The sequence below is a fragment of the Massilia soli genome (assembly GCF_016809835.1).
Lineage (GTDB): Bacteria > Pseudomonadota > Gammaproteobacteria > Burkholderiales > Burkholderiaceae_D > Telluria_A > Telluria_A soli.
In genome coordinates this window covers 285728-301413 of sequence record NZ_JAFBIL020000004.1, presented here as the reverse complement: position 1 = coordinate 301413, position 15686 = coordinate 285728, and the positions used below count along the sequence as shown (strand labels likewise).

Annotated in this window: 12 protein-coding genes; 8 read left to right on the top strand and 4 right to left on the bottom strand. The window is 65.7% G+C overall.

Going from position 1 to position 15686, the window contains the following annotated elements:
* Window positions 1-4 precede the first annotated feature (4 nt).
* Genes I4X03_RS11565 through I4X03_RS11555 form a run of 3 tightly spaced genes read right to left on the bottom strand, consistent with a single transcriptional unit; the run spans window position 5 to window position 2152 of the window.
* On the bottom strand, window positions 5-733 hold the full coding sequence (locus tag I4X03_RS11565) for a P-loop NTPase family protein (RefSeq protein WP_223468375.1): 729 nt from the start codon (window positions 731-733) through the stop codon (window positions 5-7).
* A 39-nt stretch (window positions 734-772) separates the two neighbouring features.
* The gene (locus tag I4X03_RS11560) at window positions 773-1648 is read right to left on the bottom strand and encodes a metallophosphoesterase family protein (protein ID WP_223468374.1); all 876 of its coding nucleotides are present in this window, start codon (window positions 1646-1648) and stop codon (window positions 773-775) included.
* 21 nt (window positions 1649-1669) lie between these two features.
* Window positions 1670-2152, bottom strand: coding sequence for a CinA family protein (locus I4X03_RS11555; protein ID WP_223468373.1), 483 nt, complete (start codon window positions 2150-2152; stop codon window positions 1670-1672).
* 314 nt (window positions 2153-2466) lie between these two features.
* Between I4X03_RS11555 and I4X03_RS11550 the strand changes: the two genes are divergently transcribed.
* From I4X03_RS11550 to I4X03_RS11540, 3 genes are read left to right on the top strand one after another with little or no spacing between them, the layout of a single operon-like run.
* Window positions 2467-3015 carry a TOL_0243 family YfiR-like periplasmic protein gene (locus I4X03_RS11550; RefSeq protein WP_223468372.1) on the top strand — a complete coding sequence of 183 codons (549 nt, stop codon included), beginning with the start codon at window positions 2467-2469 and terminating at the stop codon, window positions 3013-3015.
* Window positions 3012-5039 (top strand): sensor histidine kinase, YfiR-like protein-associated, encoded by a 2028-nt coding sequence (locus tag I4X03_RS11545; RefSeq protein ID WP_223468371.1) that lies wholly within the window; start codon window positions 3012-3014, stop codon window positions 5037-5039. The genes I4X03_RS11550 and I4X03_RS11545 overlap by 4 nt, the downstream gene beginning before the upstream one ends.
* Window positions 5036-7633, top strand: coding sequence for an EAL domain-containing protein (locus I4X03_RS11540; RefSeq protein WP_223468370.1), 2598 nt, complete (start codon window positions 5036-5038; stop codon window positions 7631-7633). The genes I4X03_RS11545 and I4X03_RS11540 overlap by 4 nt, the downstream gene beginning before the upstream one ends.
* Here the strand turns inward: I4X03_RS11540 and thiL are convergent.
* Entirely contained in the window at window positions 7620-8588 is a 969-nt protein-coding gene (gene thiL / locus I4X03_RS11535) for a thiamine-phosphate kinase (RefSeq protein ID WP_223468369.1), read from the bottom strand. The genes I4X03_RS11540 and thiL overlap by 14 nt on opposite strands.
* 177 nt (window positions 8589-8765) lie before the next feature.
* On the opposite strand from thiL, the gene I4X03_RS11530 reads away from it, so the two are divergent.
* The 5 genes from I4X03_RS11530 (at window position 8766) to I4X03_RS11510 (ending at window position 15629) form a co-directional block, all read left to right on the top strand.
* Window positions 8766-11078 carry an NADP-dependent malic enzyme gene (locus I4X03_RS11530; RefSeq protein ID WP_223468368.1) on the top strand — a complete coding sequence of 771 codons (2313 nt, stop codon included), beginning with the start codon at window positions 8766-8768 and terminating at the stop codon, window positions 11076-11078.
* A 289-nt stretch (window positions 11079-11367) separates the two neighbouring features.
* Complete coding sequence (gene gmd, locus I4X03_RS11525; RefSeq protein WP_223468367.1) at window positions 11368-12411, top strand: GDP-mannose 4,6-dehydratase; 1044 nt, start codon at window positions 11368-11370, stop codon at window positions 12409-12411.
* Window position 12412: 1 nt separating this feature from the next.
* Complete coding sequence (locus I4X03_RS11520; protein ID WP_223468366.1) at window positions 12413-13354, top strand: GDP-mannose 4,6-dehydratase; 942 nt, start codon at window positions 12413-12415, stop codon at window positions 13352-13354.
* A complete protein-coding gene (locus tag I4X03_RS11515; protein WP_370660509.1) occupies window positions 13351-14481 on the top strand; it encodes a glycosyltransferase family 4 protein in 1131 nt (376 codons plus the stop codon). The genes I4X03_RS11520 and I4X03_RS11515 overlap by 4 nt, the downstream gene beginning before the upstream one ends.
* A gap of 2 nt (window positions 14482-14483) precedes the next feature.
* On the top strand, window positions 14484-15629 hold the full coding sequence (locus tag I4X03_RS11510) for a glycosyltransferase family 4 protein (protein ID WP_223468365.1): 1146 nt from the start codon (window positions 14484-14486) through the stop codon (window positions 15627-15629).
* Window positions 15630-15686: the final 57 nt, after the last annotated feature.

Here is a 15686-nt window from a genome sequence, read left to right as displayed (position 1 = left end):
CCGCTTACCACTGCACTTTGTCGAGTTGCTCGAACAGGTCGCGGAACACCACCTTGATGCGTTGCTTCTCCATCACGTTGAACTTTTCGCTGGCGCGCACTTCATCGGCGGTCAGGCGGGCAATGTTCATTTTCTTGAGGTCGGCCCCGAAGGTGTCGGCGTTACGCTGCGACAGCACCACCCGGCCTACCACGCGCTTGGCGTTGTCTTCATAGGTGGCCGAGTTGGTGAACTGCTTGCCGCTGGCCGATTGCAGCAGGCCGAAGTGTTCGTTCTCCCACAGCACCAGCGGCACATTGGTCGACTTGGCGGTCGACACGAATCCCATCGCGGTGTCGTGCAGGGTGTCGCCGCCGCCGACGATGACGTGCACATACACCTTGCGCCCCGATTCCTCCAGCAGCGCGAAGCAGTCGTTCTCCAGCAGGTAGGCCATCAGCGGCGAGAAGGTGTTGGCGCCGTTGTCGACCACGCAGTTGCCTTCTTCTTCGAGGATATCGATCATCAGCGCGTCGAAGCGCTTCGGGTCGATCATGCGGTTGTCGGTCATCACCGGGACGTGCTTCACGTTCATCGCCTTGTAGCGCGAGAAGGTGGCGTTTTCCTGGTCCGTATCGAAGCAGCGCAGCGCCGTCTCGTCCTTCGGGGCGAGCCATTGCGCGAGGATGGTCGACACCAGGGTCTTGCCGATGCCGCCCTTGCCCTGGAGGATGAAGTGAACCGTGTTGTGCATCGAATTGCTCCAAATATGAGTGAGACCATGTGCCAGCGGCTAGTGGCAATTGCCTTCGCCGCGGTCGGGCGCGTTACCGTTCGGGAATCCCTGGTACGCCGCTTCCAGGAATGCCCATTCGTAGGCGCCTTCTTTCAAGACCAGCCTGAGCACACCGGTGCGGCTGTTGTCGCGTTTTTCGCTATTGCGCAATGGTAACAAAAACGGCGTGGCATAGGCGCCGCCGGTGCCCACGACAAACTGGCGGATGCCGCGCGCGTCGCGGTTGCCGGCCGCATCCTGCGGGGCGAAGCGTTCGTAATCGTGATCGTGTCCCGACAGTACGATTTCCGCCCCCGCATCGTGCAAGCTGCGCCACGCCCCAGCCATGCGCGCGATGCTGCCATGTCCGCCAGAACTATACAGCGGGTGATGCCAGTACGCGAGGATGCAGTGCGATGGATTGGCGGCCAGTTCCTGCTTCAGCCACGCCAGCTGGGCGGCAGCGGGGCCGGGCGCGAGGTTGCTGTCGAGCGAATAGACTTGCCAGCTGCCGAGCTTGATACGGTAGTAGCCGGCGCCGGCCGCGCTGCCGAAATAGTCGAAGTAGCCGCGCGCTCCCGGGGTCAGGTATTCGTGGTTGCCGGGCGAGGGCCAGGTGCGTTCCTTGAACCGGCCCCAGGTCGGGTGATAGCACTCGGTAAATTCGCGCAGCCTGCCGCGCGGGTAGGTGATGTCGCCCAGCAGCAGCACGGCGGCGTGGGGACTGGCTGCCAGGCCGGTCTCGACCACCTTGGCGGTCGCGGCGGCGCCCGACCAGGCCGGATCGGGATGGTCGCACCAGGCAATGTCGCCCGCCGCGTACACCGTGTATTCCTGCGCATGGGCAAGCGCTACCGGGCCGGCAGCGTTCGCTGCCAGCGCCAGCCCCAGCAAACCCGTTGCCGCGCCCCCCACTTATTCGATGAAACGCAGCAGCCCTTGCAGTGCGTGCACGACCGTCTGCTCGCGCACGGCCTTGCGGTCGCCGGCAAACACCAGCCGCTCCGTGTAGGCGTGATCGCCCTTGACCCAGCCGAAGCAGACGGTGCCCACCGGCTTGCCTGGAACGGCGCCGGTTGGCCCGGCAATGCCGGTCGTCGACAAGGCCACATGGGCATTGCTGTTGGCCAGCGCGCCATGCGCCATGGCCGCGGCGACTTCCTCGCTTACCGCGCCCATCTGGGCGATCAGCGCCGCCGGGACGTCCAGCAGTTCCGTCTTGGACGAATTGGAATAAGCAACAAAGCCGCAGTCGAACCAGCTGGTCGACCCGGCAATTTCGGTAATGGCCTGCGAAATGCCGCCGCCGGTGCAAGACTCGGCCGTTGCCAGCAGCAGGTTCTTGGCCTGCAAGGCCTGGCCAACACGTGCGGCCAGGTCGAGAATATCATTCGTCACGTGTCGCTCCTCGGATCGGAATCAGTCGTTTCTACTTTACCATGCGCTTACCCGCCGTGAACGCTCGCCCCGGTGAAAATTGCCGAGCAGGCACAGCGTTGACAGGCATGTACAATACTCACCAAATATAACAATACGCCCATTTTTCTAAACGGCAATCTTCACAGGGCAAGCCGTGCGACGATCTCTCGTCCCGTCTGCTAACCTGCTTTGCGCTTGTGCCAATCATGCTTCGGTGCAATTTGCTCTCTATTGGATGCACGACTGATGTCAGTTTCTACCGCCCGTCCCCGCAGCACCGCGCCAGGAAGTCCATGGCCGCGCTGAGACGCGCCGTGGCCGGATGGCTGGCACTGTGCCTGCTTGCCACAGCGGGCGTGGCCGCTTCCCGCGAGCCGCTGGAGACGGAAGTCAAGGCAGCCTACCTGTATAAATTCGCCAGCTTCATCGAGTGGCCCGAAGGCAGTTTTTCCCATGCCAATAGCCAGCTGCAGATCGGCGTGGCTGGCAACGACGCGCTGGCCGGGGAACTTGCGCGCATCGTCGGCGGGCGCACCGTCAATGGCCATGCGGTGGCCATCCGCAAGATCCGGCGCGGTCAATCCACCGCTGGCCTGCACATCCTGTTTGTCGGCGCCCACGACCCGACCTCCATCCACGACTACCTGCTCGCCGCGCGCGGCCAGCCGGTACTGACCGTCACCGACGCCGACGAGGCGCTGGCGCTGGGCAGCATGGTCAATTTCGTGGTCGCCGGCGAGCGCCTGCGCTTCGAGGTCGCGCTCGACCATGTCGCACCGAGCCGCCTGCGCATCAGCGCGCGCATGCTGGCCGCCGCACTGCGGGTCGAAGGCGCCTCATGATCCGCATGCATTCGCTGCGCCACAAGCTGTCCGTCGTGGTCATGCTGACCACGCTGGCGTCGCTGCTGGTATCGATCGCCATCGTCATCGCCTACGACTTGCGCCAGTACCATCGCGCGCTGCTGGGCGACATGAGTACCCAGGCCGAACTGCTCGGGCACATGACCTCGGCCGCGCTCAGTTTCGACGACCAGCGCCTGGCGGCGGAAAACCTGGCGCTGCTGCGCATCCGTCCGCAGGTGCGCGCCGGCGCCATCTACAATGCCCGCGGCCAGCTGTTCGCTTCGTATGCGGCGCCGGGCGAAGCGCGCGCGTTCCCCGCCAGGGCGCTGGGCGACAATATCCAGATCGAAGGCAGCAACCTGTTCCTGTACCGGCGCATCATCGAGAACGGCGAGCTGCTCGGCACCGTGTACCTGCGCGCGGACTATTCGCTGGTCGCGCGCGCCCTCGACTACGTCGGCGTGGGCCTGCTGGTCACCCTGGTGGCGATGCTGCTGGCGTTCCTGCTCACGCGCCGGCTCGGCCGCATCGTGACCGCGCCGATCTTCGCGATCGCCGAGGTGGCGCGCGAAGTGGTCAGCACCCGCGACTACTCGCGCCGCGCGCCGCGCACCAGCACCGACGAAGCGGGCGAACTGGTCGACTCGTTCAACGCCATGCTCACCGAGATCGAACAGCGCACCGGCGAGCTGGAAACCTCGAACCGCGCGATCGCCCGCGAGGCCGAGGAGCGCGCCCGCGCGCAGCAGGAAGTCATGCGCCTGAACGGGCAGCTCGAAGTGCGGGTACATGAACGCACCTTGCAGCTCGAAACCGCCAACGCCGAACTTGAACTGGCGATGGAAGAAGCCAAGGAAGCCAACCAGGCCAAGTCGGCCTTCCTGTCGGCCATGAGCCACGAGCTGCGCACCCCGCTCAACGCGATCCTCGGCTTTGCGCAGATCCTGACTTCCGACGCGCTGCCTTCGACGCTGCCGCAAAAGAAGGAATTCGCCGGCCATATCCTGAAATCGGGCCGCCACCTGCTGACATTGATTAACGAGATCCTCGACCTGGCCAAGGTGGAGGCGGGCGCCGTCAACCTGTCGCTGGAGCCGGTGGCGCTGGGCGACGTGATGGGCGAATGCCGCAGCATGATCGAACCGATCGCCGCGCAGCGCGGTATCCGCGTGCTGTTCCCCGAGGCCCGCGGCACCGTCGTCGAAGCCGACCGCACGCGCCTCAAGCAAGTGCTGCTCAACCTGCTCTCGAACGCGGTGAAATACAACCGCGATGCCGGCGCGGTGGTGGTCGACATCGCGTTCGACGCGCCGGGCAAGGTGCGCATAGCGGTGCAGGACACCGGCCTCGGGCTGCGTCCCGACCAGCTCGACCTGCTGTTCCAGCCATTCAACCGGCTGGGGCAGGAAAGCAGCGGCGAAGAAGGCACCGGCATCGGCCTGGTGGTCACGCGCCGCCTGGTTGAACTGATGAATGGCGCGATCGGCGTGTCGAGCCGGGTCGGCATCGGCAGCGTGTTCTGGATCGAACTGCCGGTCACTGCGCCGCATGCGCTGAGCATCGAAGGAGCCCGGGCGCCGGCGCTGCCGGCCGATGCGCCCGACGCCGGCACCCGCCACACGCTGCTGTACATCGAAGACAATCCCGCCAACCTGAAGCTGGTCGAAGAGATCGTGCGCTTCCGCCCCGACCTGCGGCTGCTGGCGGCGCAGGACGGCCATCTGGGCATCGAGATGGCGATCCTGCATCTGCCGGACCTGATCCTGATGGACCTGAACCTGCCATGCGTGAGCGGGCTCGATGCGTTCAAGACCCTGCGCAGCGACCCGCGTACCGCGCACATCCCGGTGATTGCGCTGACTGCCAACGCCATGCCGCGCGATATCGAGCGCGGGCTGGCGGCAGGCTTCTACCGCTACCTGACCAAGCCGATCAACATCGACGAGTTCACCGAGGCGGTCAACACGACGCTGGCCTGGATCGACCGCCGCGCCGCCACCGACACGGAGCCGCAGCCTTGATCGCGCAGCACCAACTCCTGCGCGCGCGCATCCTGGTGGTCGACGACAACCCGGTCAACATCGAGCTGCTCGAAGTCCTGTTGTCCGGCACCGGCTACCTGAACGTCACCAGCACCACCGATCCCCGGCAGGTCGCGGCGCTGCACGCCCGGCACCGCTACGACCTGATCATCCTCGACCTGCACATGCCGGTGATGAGCGGGCTCGATGTCATGCAGGCCCTGAAGCCGGTCGACACCGGCGCCTGGCTGCCGGTGCTGGTGGTGACGGCCGATCCGGACAAGAAGGTGCAGGCGCTGGAAGCGGGAGCGCGCGACTTCATCGGCAAGCCGTTCGACGCCGTCGAGGTGCTCACGCGCATCCGCAACCTGCTCGAGATGCGCCTGCTGCACAGCGAATCGACCAGCTATGGCGCGCACCTCGAACGGACGGTCGGCGAACGTACCGCCGAACTGCAGCGCTTCCGCAGCGCCATGGACGCCACCGCCGACGCGATCTTCCTGATCGACGCGGCCAGCATGCTGCTGGTCGATGTCAGCGATGGCGCCTGCCGCATGCTGGGCTACCAGCGCGAGGAACTGATCGGCGCCGACCCGGCCGGCTTCGGCCTGGCCACCCACGCCCAGATGGCGTCGCATGCCTCGCCGACTGGCGCCAGCGGGCGCCAGTCGGACCTGGTCGAAACCGAACTGGCCGGCGTCGACATGGCGGTGCCGACCGAAGTGCGCTGGCAGCTCGAAGCCGGCGACGGCCGCCCGATGCTGATCGCGGTGGCGCGCGACATCACCGAGCGGCGCCTGGCGCAGCAGCGCCTGAAGCACCTGGCCAATTACGACAGCCTGACCGGCCTGCCGAACCGGGTGCTGTTCTACCAGACCCTGGACGACACCATCGAGATGGCGCGCGACAGGGAGGGGCAGGTGGCCGTGCTGTCGATCGGGCTCGATCGCTTCAAGATCGTCAACGATTCGCTCGGTTCGATGCACGGCGACGAGCTGCTGCGCCAGTTCAGCAACCGGCTGGTGCAGTGCCTGCATGCGCGCGACACCCTGGGGCGCCTGGGCGGCGACGAATTCGCGCTGATCCTGCCGACCCGCGACCAGGATGAAGCGGTGCATGTCACCAGCGAAGTACGCGAGGCGCTGCGCGCGCCGTTCGATATCGCCGGCCAGCAGCTCGAGCTCACTGCCAGCATCGGCATCGCCATGTATCCGGACGACGCCACCGACCCGCAAACCCTGATCAAGTATGCCGACACCGCGATGGGCCGCGCCAAGGCGGCTGGCCGCGACGGCTACCGCTTCTTCACCGCCGGGATGAACGTGCAGGTACTGGCGCGCCTCGACCTCGAGGTGGCGCTGCGGCGCGCGCTGGAAAACCACGAGTTCGAGCTGTACTACCAGCCGAAGATGAATGTCAACAGCGGCCGCATCAGCGGCGTCGAAGCGCTGCTGCGCTGGCACCGCCCCGGCTACGGCATGGTGTTCCCGGCCGAATTCGTGCCGATTCTCGAAGAGACCGGCCTGATCGTCAAGGTCGGCGCCTGGATCATCGACGCCGCCTGCGCCCAAATCGCGGCGTGGCTGGCCTCCGGCATCGGCGAGGTGCGGGTGGCGGTCAATGTATCGAGCCGGCAGTTCGTCGAAGGCGATCTCGAAGGCGAGGTGCGCGCGGCGCTGGCGCGCCATCGGGTCGACGCCGGGCTGCTGGAACTGGAGCTGACCGAAAGCGCGCTGATGGCCAACGCCGAGCACACCAGCGAAGTGCTCACGCGCCTGCGCGACCTCGGCATCAGCATTTCGATCGACGACTTCGGCACCGGCTATTCAAGCCTGGCGTACCTGAAGCGCTTCCCGATCGACAAGCTGAAGATCGACATCGCGTTTGTGCGCGACATCACCACCAATCCCGACGACGCCGCGATCGCGCTGGCGATCATCAGCATGGCGCACAGCATGCACATGCAAGTAATTGCGGAAGGCGTCGAAAGCCGCGCCCAGCTGATGTACCTGCGGCGCCACCGCTGCGACCAGGTGCAGGGCTTCCATGTCAGCCGCGCGCTGCCTGCGCGCCAGCTCGGCGAGATGGTGGCGGCCAACCGCAGCGCGCCGGACGACCATGCGGCCAACGACACCGAACCGCCGACCCTGCTGATCGTCGACGACGACATCAACGCGCTGGCCGCGCTGCACCGGCTGTTCAGGCGCGACCACTACAAGATCCTGACGGCGGTCTCGCCGGCCGAAGGCTTCGACCTGCTGGCCCAGCACCAGGTGCAGGTGATCGTCTGCGATCAGCGCATGCCGTTCATGAGCGGCACCGAGTTCCTCAGCCGGGTCAAGGAAATGTACCCGGACACGGTGCGCATCATCCTCGCCGGCGACACCGGCCTGCAGGCGGTACTCGATTCGATCAACAGCGGCGCGATCTACCGCTTCTACACCAAGCCGTGGGACGACGTCCAGCTGCGCGACAATATCCGGCTGGCGTTCCACCACTACTGGCGCGTCAACGGCGCCCGCGACGACCCGCGCCGCAGCCCCAACATCACCCAGGACGAAGAGGCCGAAGGCCTGCGCGTCAGTCGCCGCTGAAGTGATCGAACCCGGCCAGTGCCAGCGCCAGCGCGGCGCCGGCCGCGTCGACCAGGCGCAGCCCGGCCGCGGCCTCGATGACGCCGGCGCGGGTGACCGGCGTGCCGGCTTGCGCCGCCGCCGCCATCACCGCCGCGCGCTGCGAGGCGGGCGCGGTGAAGCACAATTCATAATCGTCGCCACCGGCCGCGCAGAAGCGCCGTTTCAGCGCTGTTGGCTGGGTCGCCAGCACCGGGCCGGCCGGCAGCGCGTCCACAGCGAGCGTCGCGCCGACGCCGGAGGCGGCCAGGATGTGGCCCAGGTCGCCCACCAGTCCATCTGAAATATCGATCGCCGCATGCGCGCCGGCGTGCGCCGACAGCGCCATGCCCAGCGCGACGCGCGGCGTCGGTGCATGCATGCGCACGGCCGCCGCGGCCAGCTGCCCGGCGTCGAGCGCCAGTTCGTCGCGGTATCCCGCCAGCGCCAGGCGCGCGTCGCCCAGCGTGCCCGAGATCCAGATGTCGTCGCCGGCCCGCGCGGCATCGCGGCGCAAGGCGCGGCCTGGCGCCACCTCGCCGAACACGGTGATGCAGATGTTGAGCGGTCCACGGGTCGTATCGCCGCCGATCAGTTCGCACTGGTGGGCGTCGGCAAGGGCGAACAGGCCGGCCGAAAAGCCTTCCAGCCAGGCGCGCTCAGCCGACGGCAGCGACAGCGCCAGCGTGAAGGCGCGCGGTGTCGCGCCCATCGCCGCGAGGTCCGACAGGTTCACGGCCAGCGCTTTATGGCCCAGCATGCGCGCATCGGCGCCGGCGAAGAAGTGCCGGCCCTCGACCAGCATGTCGCACGAAATGGCCATCTGCATGCCGGGGGAAGGCGCCAGCAGGGCGCAATCGTCGCCGATGCCGAGGACAGCGCGTCGCGGTGCCTGGCGCTGGAAGTATTGCTTGATGAGGTCGAATTCGGAGAGCATGGCGCGATTGTACCTTCGGGGCCGGTCGCGGGTCACGCCGGCATGAATTGTTGAACTGATAACTTATGCGGGCAAGGTGGCTTTGGCTTTCCCGCCGTCGGTAAAAATACGTAGTTGCCAAAAGTGGCGGTCTGCTAAAATCGGCAATCACCGTCAGCTCTAGGAAGGCCGCAACCGATGGATTCGTCATCAGACAAAAAAGAAGAACTGCGTCAACAGCTTCGCCTCGCAGCGCTCGAATACCACGAAACCCCGCGCCCCGGCAAAATCAGCGTCACCCCCACCAAACAACTGACCAATCAGCGCGACCTGGCGCTGGCGTACTCGCCGGGCGTGGCCGCGCCGTGCGAAGAGATCGTCAAGGATCCGGCCAACGCGTTCAAGTACACGGCGCGCGGCAACCTGGTGGCGGTGATCACCAACGGTACCGCCGTCCTCGGGCTTGGCAACATCGGCGCACTCGCCTCCAAGCCGGTGATGGAGGGCAAGGGCGTCCTGTTCAAGAAGTTTGCCGGCATCGATGTGTTCGACATCGAGATCAACGAGTCCGACCCCGACAAGCTGGTCGACATCATCGCTTCGCTGGAGCCTACCTTCGGCGGCATCAATCTTGAGGACATCAAGGCGCCCGAGTGCTTCTATATCGAGCGCCAGCTGCGCGAGCGGATGAAGATTCCGGTGTTCCATGACGACCAGCACGGCACCGCGATCATCGTCGGCGCCGCCATCCTCAACGGCATCAAGGTGGTCGGCAAGAACCTGAAGGATTGCAAGATGGTCGTGTCGGGCGCGGGCGCCGCGGCGCTGGCCTGCCTCGACCTCATCGTCGACCTCGGCTTCCCGATTGAAAACATTACCGTCACCGACCTGGCCGGCGTGGTGTATACCGGCCGCACCGAGCTGATGGATCCGGACAAGGCGCGCTTTGCCCAGGATACGCCATTCCGCACCCTGGCCGAGGCGATTCCCGGCGCCGACATCTTCCTCGGCCTGTCGGCCGGCGGCGTGCTCAAGCAGGAGATGGTGCGCGCGATGGCGCCCAACCCGCTGATCCTGGCGCTGGCCAACCCGACCCCGGAGATCCTGCCCGAAGAAGTGCGCGCCGTGCGCAGCGACGCCATCATCGCCACCGGCCGTTCGGATTATCCGAACCAGGTCAACAATGTGCTGTGCTTCCCGTACATCTTCCGCGGCGCGCTCGATTGCGGCGCCACCACGATTACCCGGGAAATGGAAATCGCCGTGGTCCACGCGATCGCCGACCTGGCCCACGCCGAGCAGTCCGATGTCGTGGCGACCACCTACGGCATCAAGAACCTGTCGTTCGGCCCCGAATACCTGATCCCGATGCCGTTCGATCCGCGCCTGCTGATACACATCGCACCGGCAGTGGCCAGGGCGGCGCATGAGTCGGGCGTGGCGACCCGTCCGATCGCCGACCTCGACGCGTACGCCGAGAGCCTGCAGCAGTTCGTGTACCGCAGCGGCACCTTCATGAAGCCGCTGTTCGCCACCGCCAAGAACACCCCGCCCGGCCTCAAGCGCATCGTCTACGCCGAGGGCGAGGACGAGCGCGTGCTGCGCGCGGTGCAGGTGATTGTCGATGAAAAGCTGGCGCGTCCGATCATGGTGGGCCGTCCCGCAGTGCTGGAAAAGCGCATCGAGAAGTTCGGCCTGCGCCTGAAGCTGGGCGAACATTTCGACGTCATCAACCCCGACCACGACGACCGTTACCGCGACTACTGGCAGACCTATCACGAGATGGGCATGCGCAAGGGCGTGACCGAGGAGTGGGCCAAGCTGGAAATGCGCCGCCGCCACAGCCTGATCGGCGCGATGATGATCCACAAGGGCCATGCCGACGGCATGATCTGCGGCACCTTCGGCACCACCATGCTGCACCTGCACTACATCGACCAGGTGCTGGGCAAGCGCGCCGGCGCCAATGTGTATGCGGCGATGAACTTGCTGATCCTGCCGGAACGCCAGCTGGCGATGGTCGACACCCATGTCAACGAAAATCCGACCGCCGAGCAGCTGGCCGAGATCACCATCCTGGCGGCCGAGGAAATGAGCCGCTTCGGCCTGTGTCCGCGCGCCGCCTTGCTGTCGCACTCGAACTTCGGTTCGGCCAACAGCGAGTCGGCCAAAAAGATGCGCGCCGTGCTGGCGCTGGTCCAGCAACAGGCGCCAGAACTGGAAATCGATGGCGAGATGCATGGCGACGCCGCCCTCGACAGCAAGCTGCGCGAAAAGGTGATGCCGCAGTCGACCCTGAAGGGCGATGCCAACCTGCTGGTGTTGCCGAACATCGATGCCGCCAACATCTCGTACAACCTGCTCAAGACGGCGGCCGGCAACGGCATCGCGATCGGCCCGGTCCTGCTGGGCTGCGCCCGGCCGGTACATATCCTGACGCCGTCGGCGACGGTGCGCCGGATTGTCAATATGACCGCGCTATGCGTGGTTGATGCCGTAGCGCAACGCTAAGCAATGTCGACCGGGAACTAAAAAATCCGGTCGGCATGACACACGGTTGATGTGTATCAGACAAGCCACAAATTACACTCCCATACAGTTCGAGACACCGGTAACAAACGGTAAAGGCGCGCCGCCGCCTGTACATTTAGAGGCATAATGCTCAGTGCGCGAAGTTGCTTATTTCGCACGAGTTACCTTAGCGTAACGGACGCTATTATGGCCTCTGTTACAATGCCGGGCTGAATTTCGCCCGTTGGCCATCCCGGCGACCGGCCTCACCAAGTTATCTATCAAGAACATGCATACAGCAAAAAAAGCCCTCATTACCGGCATTACCGGCCAGGACGGCGCCTATCTCGCGCAGCTTCTGCTCGAAAAAGGCTATCACGTCACCGGTACCTATCGTCGCTCTAGCTCGGTAAACTTCTGGCGGATCGAGGAACTCGGCATCGAGGCCCATCCCAACCTGAACCTGGTCGAATACGACCTGACCGACCTGTCGTCGGCGATCCGCCTGATGCAATCGTGCGAGCCGGAAGAAGTCTACAACCTGGCCGCGCAAAGCTTTGTCGGCGTGTCGTTCGAGCAGCCGCTCGCGACCGCCAGCATCACCGGCATGGGCGCCGTCAACCTGCTCGAGGCGATCCGCATCGTCAACCCGAAGATCCGCTTCTACCAGGCGTCGACTTCGGAAATGTTCGGCAAGGTCCAGGCCATCCCGCAACTTGAAGATACCCCGTTCTACCCGCGCAGCCCCTACGGCGTGGCCAAGTTGTACGCCCACTGGATGACGGTCAACTACCGCGAGTCGTACGGCATCTTCGGCGCCTCGGGCATCCTGTTCAACCACGAGTCGCCGCTGCGCGGCCGTGAATTCGTCACCCGCAAGATCACCGACTCGGTCGCCAAGATCGTTCTCAACAAGCTTGACGTGCTCGAACTGGGCAACCTCGACGCCAAGCGCGACTGGGGCTATGCGCGCGAATACGTTGAAGGCATGTGGCGCATGCTGCAGGTCGATACGCCCGACACCTTCATCCTGGCCACCAACCGCACCGAAACCGTGCGCGACTTCGTCACCATGGCCTTCAAGGGCGCCGGCATCGCGATCGAATTCAAGGGCGAAGGCGAAGCCGAGACCGGCCATTGCGCCCGCACCGGCAAGCTGCTGGTGCGCATCAGCCCGAAGTTCTACCGTCCTGCCGAAGTCGAGCTGCTCATTGGCGACGCCTCCAAAGCCAAGCGCGAGCTCGGCTGGGCGCCGGAAACGACGCTGGAACAGCTGTGCCAGATGATGGTCGAGGCTGACATGCGCCGCAACGAACTGGGCTTCTCGTTCTGACATGAACCGCCTGGCCACGGAAAAATTCGCCACCCTCGTTCTCGAGAACGAAGGGCTGGGGAAACGCGCGCTGATCACCGGCCTGCGCGGCTTCACGGGCCATTACATGGCGCAGGAGCTGACCGCCGCCGGTTACCGCGTGTTCGGCACGGTGCTGCCGGGCGAGCCGACCGGGCCTGACGTCTTCACGGTGGACCTGTGCGACCGCGACGCGGTGCTGCGCGCGATCGAGGAAGTGCAGCCCGACGTCGTCGTGCACCTGGCCGGCATCGCCTTCGTGGCCCATGCCAACGCCGACCTGATCTACCGGGTCAATATCGTCGGCACCCGCAACCTGCTCGAAGCGCTGGCTGGCGCCCGCCATCAGCCGTCCAGCGTGCTGCTGGCGTCGTCGGCCAATATCTACGGCCAGATGGAGGTGCCGGTCATCGACGAGAGCATGGCGCCGGCGCCGTTCAACGATTACGGCGTCAGCAAGCTGGCGATGGAGCACATGGCCAGGCTGTGGTCGGACCGGTTGCCGGTGGTGATCGCGCGGCCGTTCAATTACACCGGCGTTGGCCAGGACGCCAATTTCCTGCTGCCGAAAATCGTCTCGCACTTCCGCAGCGGCGCGCGCGAAATCGAACTGGGCAACCTGAACATCGCGCGCGACTTCTCCGACGTGCGCGTGGTGGCCAAGGCTTACCGCCGCCTGCTGGCGCTGTCGCCGCCGGGCCAGACCTACAACGTCTGCTCCGGCCGCGCCCATTCGCTGGGCGCCATCATCGACACCATGTCGGCCATCGCCGGCTACCAGATCGCGGTGCGCGTCAACCCGGCGTTTGTGCGCGCCAGCGACGTGCCGACGCTGGTCGGCAGCAACCGCAAGCTGGCCAGCGTGATCGGCGACATCGAACCGACGCCGCTGGAAGACACATTGCGCTGGATGTACCAGGCGTGAGCGCGCTGACTGTCGGCCTGGGGACGACGATGATCGAACCGGGGCTGACGGGCGGCAGGGTCGATGGCATCGGGGTCTATACCGGCGCGCTGCTGCGCAATCTTCCGCAAGCCGGCTGCGAGGTGCAGCCGTATTCGTGGCCGCGCCTGCGCGGCGCGCCCGGCGACATCACGGTCGGGCGTGCGCTGGCGCGGTCGTTTGCCAGCGCCTCGCTGGCCGACCTGGTCCCGGCCATGCCGCGCATGCATATGCCGGCCGATATCTTCCACGTCACCGATTACCGCGTGGCGCGGATGGACTGTCCGGTGGTCGCCACCTTGCACGACGCGCTGCCGATCAAGTATCCCGAATGGTGCAATCCGCGCTTCCGCGACGCCAAGAACTGGCTGCAGGTGAAGGCCGCGCGCAAGGCCAACCACGTGATCGCGCTGTCGCATTTCGCCGTCGACGAGCTGGTCGAGTGCTTCGGCGCCGACCCGCGCCGCATCAGTGTGGTGCCGTGCGGCGTCGACGAGGAATGGCTGTCGGCGCCAGCGCCGCAAGCGGTGGCCGCGACGCTGGCCGCGCACGGCCTGCGCGCCGGCTACTACCTGTTCGTCGGTACGCTGCAGCCGCGCAAGAACATCGAGCGCGTGCTCGACGCCTGGCTGATGCTGCCTGAAGCGCTGCGCAAGGAGCGCCAGCTGGTCATCGTCGGCGTCCAGGGCGCACGCAGCGAGCTGCTGGTCAGGCGCCTGCGCGCCGCCATCGACAATGGCGAGAATGTGGTCTGGCTGGCCAGCCTGACGAGCGCCGCGGCCTTGCGCGAAGTGTATGCTGGCGCTGGTGTGTTCGTGTTCCCGTCGCTGTACGAAGGCTTCGGCATTCCGGTGGTCGAGGCGTTCGCATCGAGCGTGCCGGTGGTCGCATCGAATACCAGTTCGCTGCCCGAGGTATGCCAGGGCGCGGCGCTTGAAGTCGACCCGCTCGACAGCGGCGCGATCGGCGACGCCATGCTGGCGCTGGTGCGCGACGACGCCTTGCGGGCGCGCTGCATCGCCGCCGGCCGTTTGCGTGCCGAACAACTTACCTGGCGCGACACCGCGCGGCAAACCGCCGCCGTGTACCGCGCCGTACTCAATCACTGATCATGCGCGTCCTTCACTTCTACAAAACCTACTATCCCGACTCGGTCGGCGGCATCGAGCAGGTGATCCGCCAGATGTGCGTCGGCACCGGCCGCCTCGGCGTCACCAACGAAGTGCTGACCCTGACGCGCGCGAAGGAGCAGTTCGACTTCGCCTTCGAAGGCCACCGGGTGCGCCGCGTGCCGCTCGACTTCGAGATCGCATCGAACGCGGTGTCGTTCGCCGCGTTCGGCGAGCTGGCGCGGATGGCCGAACAGGCCGACGTGGTGCACTACCATTTCCCGTGGCCGTTCATGGACCTGGCCCATTTTGTGGCGCGCGTCAACAAGCCGTCGCTGGTGACCTACCATTCCGACATCGTGCGCCAGAAGCATTTGCTGCGCCTGTACCAGCCGCTCAAGCACCGTTTCCTGAAAAGCGTCGACGCGATCGTCGCCACCTCGCCCAACTACCTGGCCTCGTCCGAAGTGCTGGAGCGCTATCCCGACAAGACCCGCACCATCACCTATGGCCTCGACAAGAGCATCTACCCGGCCGCAAGGCAGGACTTGATGGACAAGTGGCGCGCCCGGGTCGGCGAGCGATTCTTCCTGTTCGTCGGCGTGCTGCGCTATTACAAGGGCCTGCATATCCTGCTCGACGCGGTAGCGAACTCGGACTACCCGGTGGTGATCGTCGGCGCCGGCCCGATCGAGGCCGAACTCAAGGCGCACGCCGAGCGGCTTGGCCTGAAACACGTCCTGTTTGTCGGCGCGGTCGATGAGGACGACAAGGTCGCGCTGCTGACCGCCTGCTACGCGGTGGCGTTCCCGTCGCACCTGCGCTCGGAGGCGTTCGGCATCTCGCTGCTGGAAGGCGCGATGTACGGCAAGCCGATGATTTCAAGCGAAATCGGCACCGGCACCACGTATATCAACATCGACGGCGACACCGGCCTGGTGGTGCCGCCAAGCGACCCGCAAGCGCTCGGCGAAGCCATGCGCACGCTGTGGGACAATCCGCAGATGGCGGCCGAGATGGGCAAGCGCGCCGAGGCACGCTACTGGGAACTGTTCTCGTCGGAGACGATGGCGAAGAATTACCTGGCGCTGTACGAAGAGCTGGCGGCGCGCCATGCGGTGGCCGAACTGGCCCACGCGGGCGCCTGACGCGGGTTGCTTCGCGCCGGAGCTTGCTGGTATCCTGAAACCGTCGAGCGGCTGCCC

Coding starts and splice junctions, on each gene's coding strand:
- I4X03_RS11550 (WP_223468372.1), top strand. CDS start 2,467: ATGGCCGCGCTGAGACGCGCCGTGGCCGGATGGCTGGCACTGTGCCTG.
- I4X03_RS11530 (WP_223468368.1), top strand. CDS start 8,766: ATGGATTCGTCATCAGACAAAAAAGAAGAACTGCGTCAACAGCTTCGC.
- I4X03_RS11520 (WP_223468366.1), top strand. CDS start 12,413: ATGAACCGCCTGGCCACGGAAAAATTCGCCACCCTCGTTCTCGAGAAC.
- I4X03_RS11510 (WP_223468365.1), top strand. CDS start 14,484: ATGCGCGTCCTTCACTTCTACAAAACCTACTATCCCGACTCGGTCGGC.
- I4X03_RS11545 (WP_223468371.1), top strand. CDS start 3,012: ATGATCCGCATGCATTCGCTGCGCCACAAGCTGTCCGTCGTGGTCATG.
- I4X03_RS11565 (WP_223468375.1), bottom strand. CDS start 733: ATGCACAACACGGTTCACTTCATCCTCCAGGGCAAGGGCGGCATCGGC.
- thiL (WP_223468369.1), bottom strand. CDS start 8,588: ATGCTCTCCGAATTCGACCTCATCAAGCAATACTTCCAGCGCCAGGCA.
- gmd (WP_223468367.1), top strand. CDS start 11,368: ATGCATACAGCAAAAAAAGCCCTCATTACCGGCATTACCGGCCAGGAC.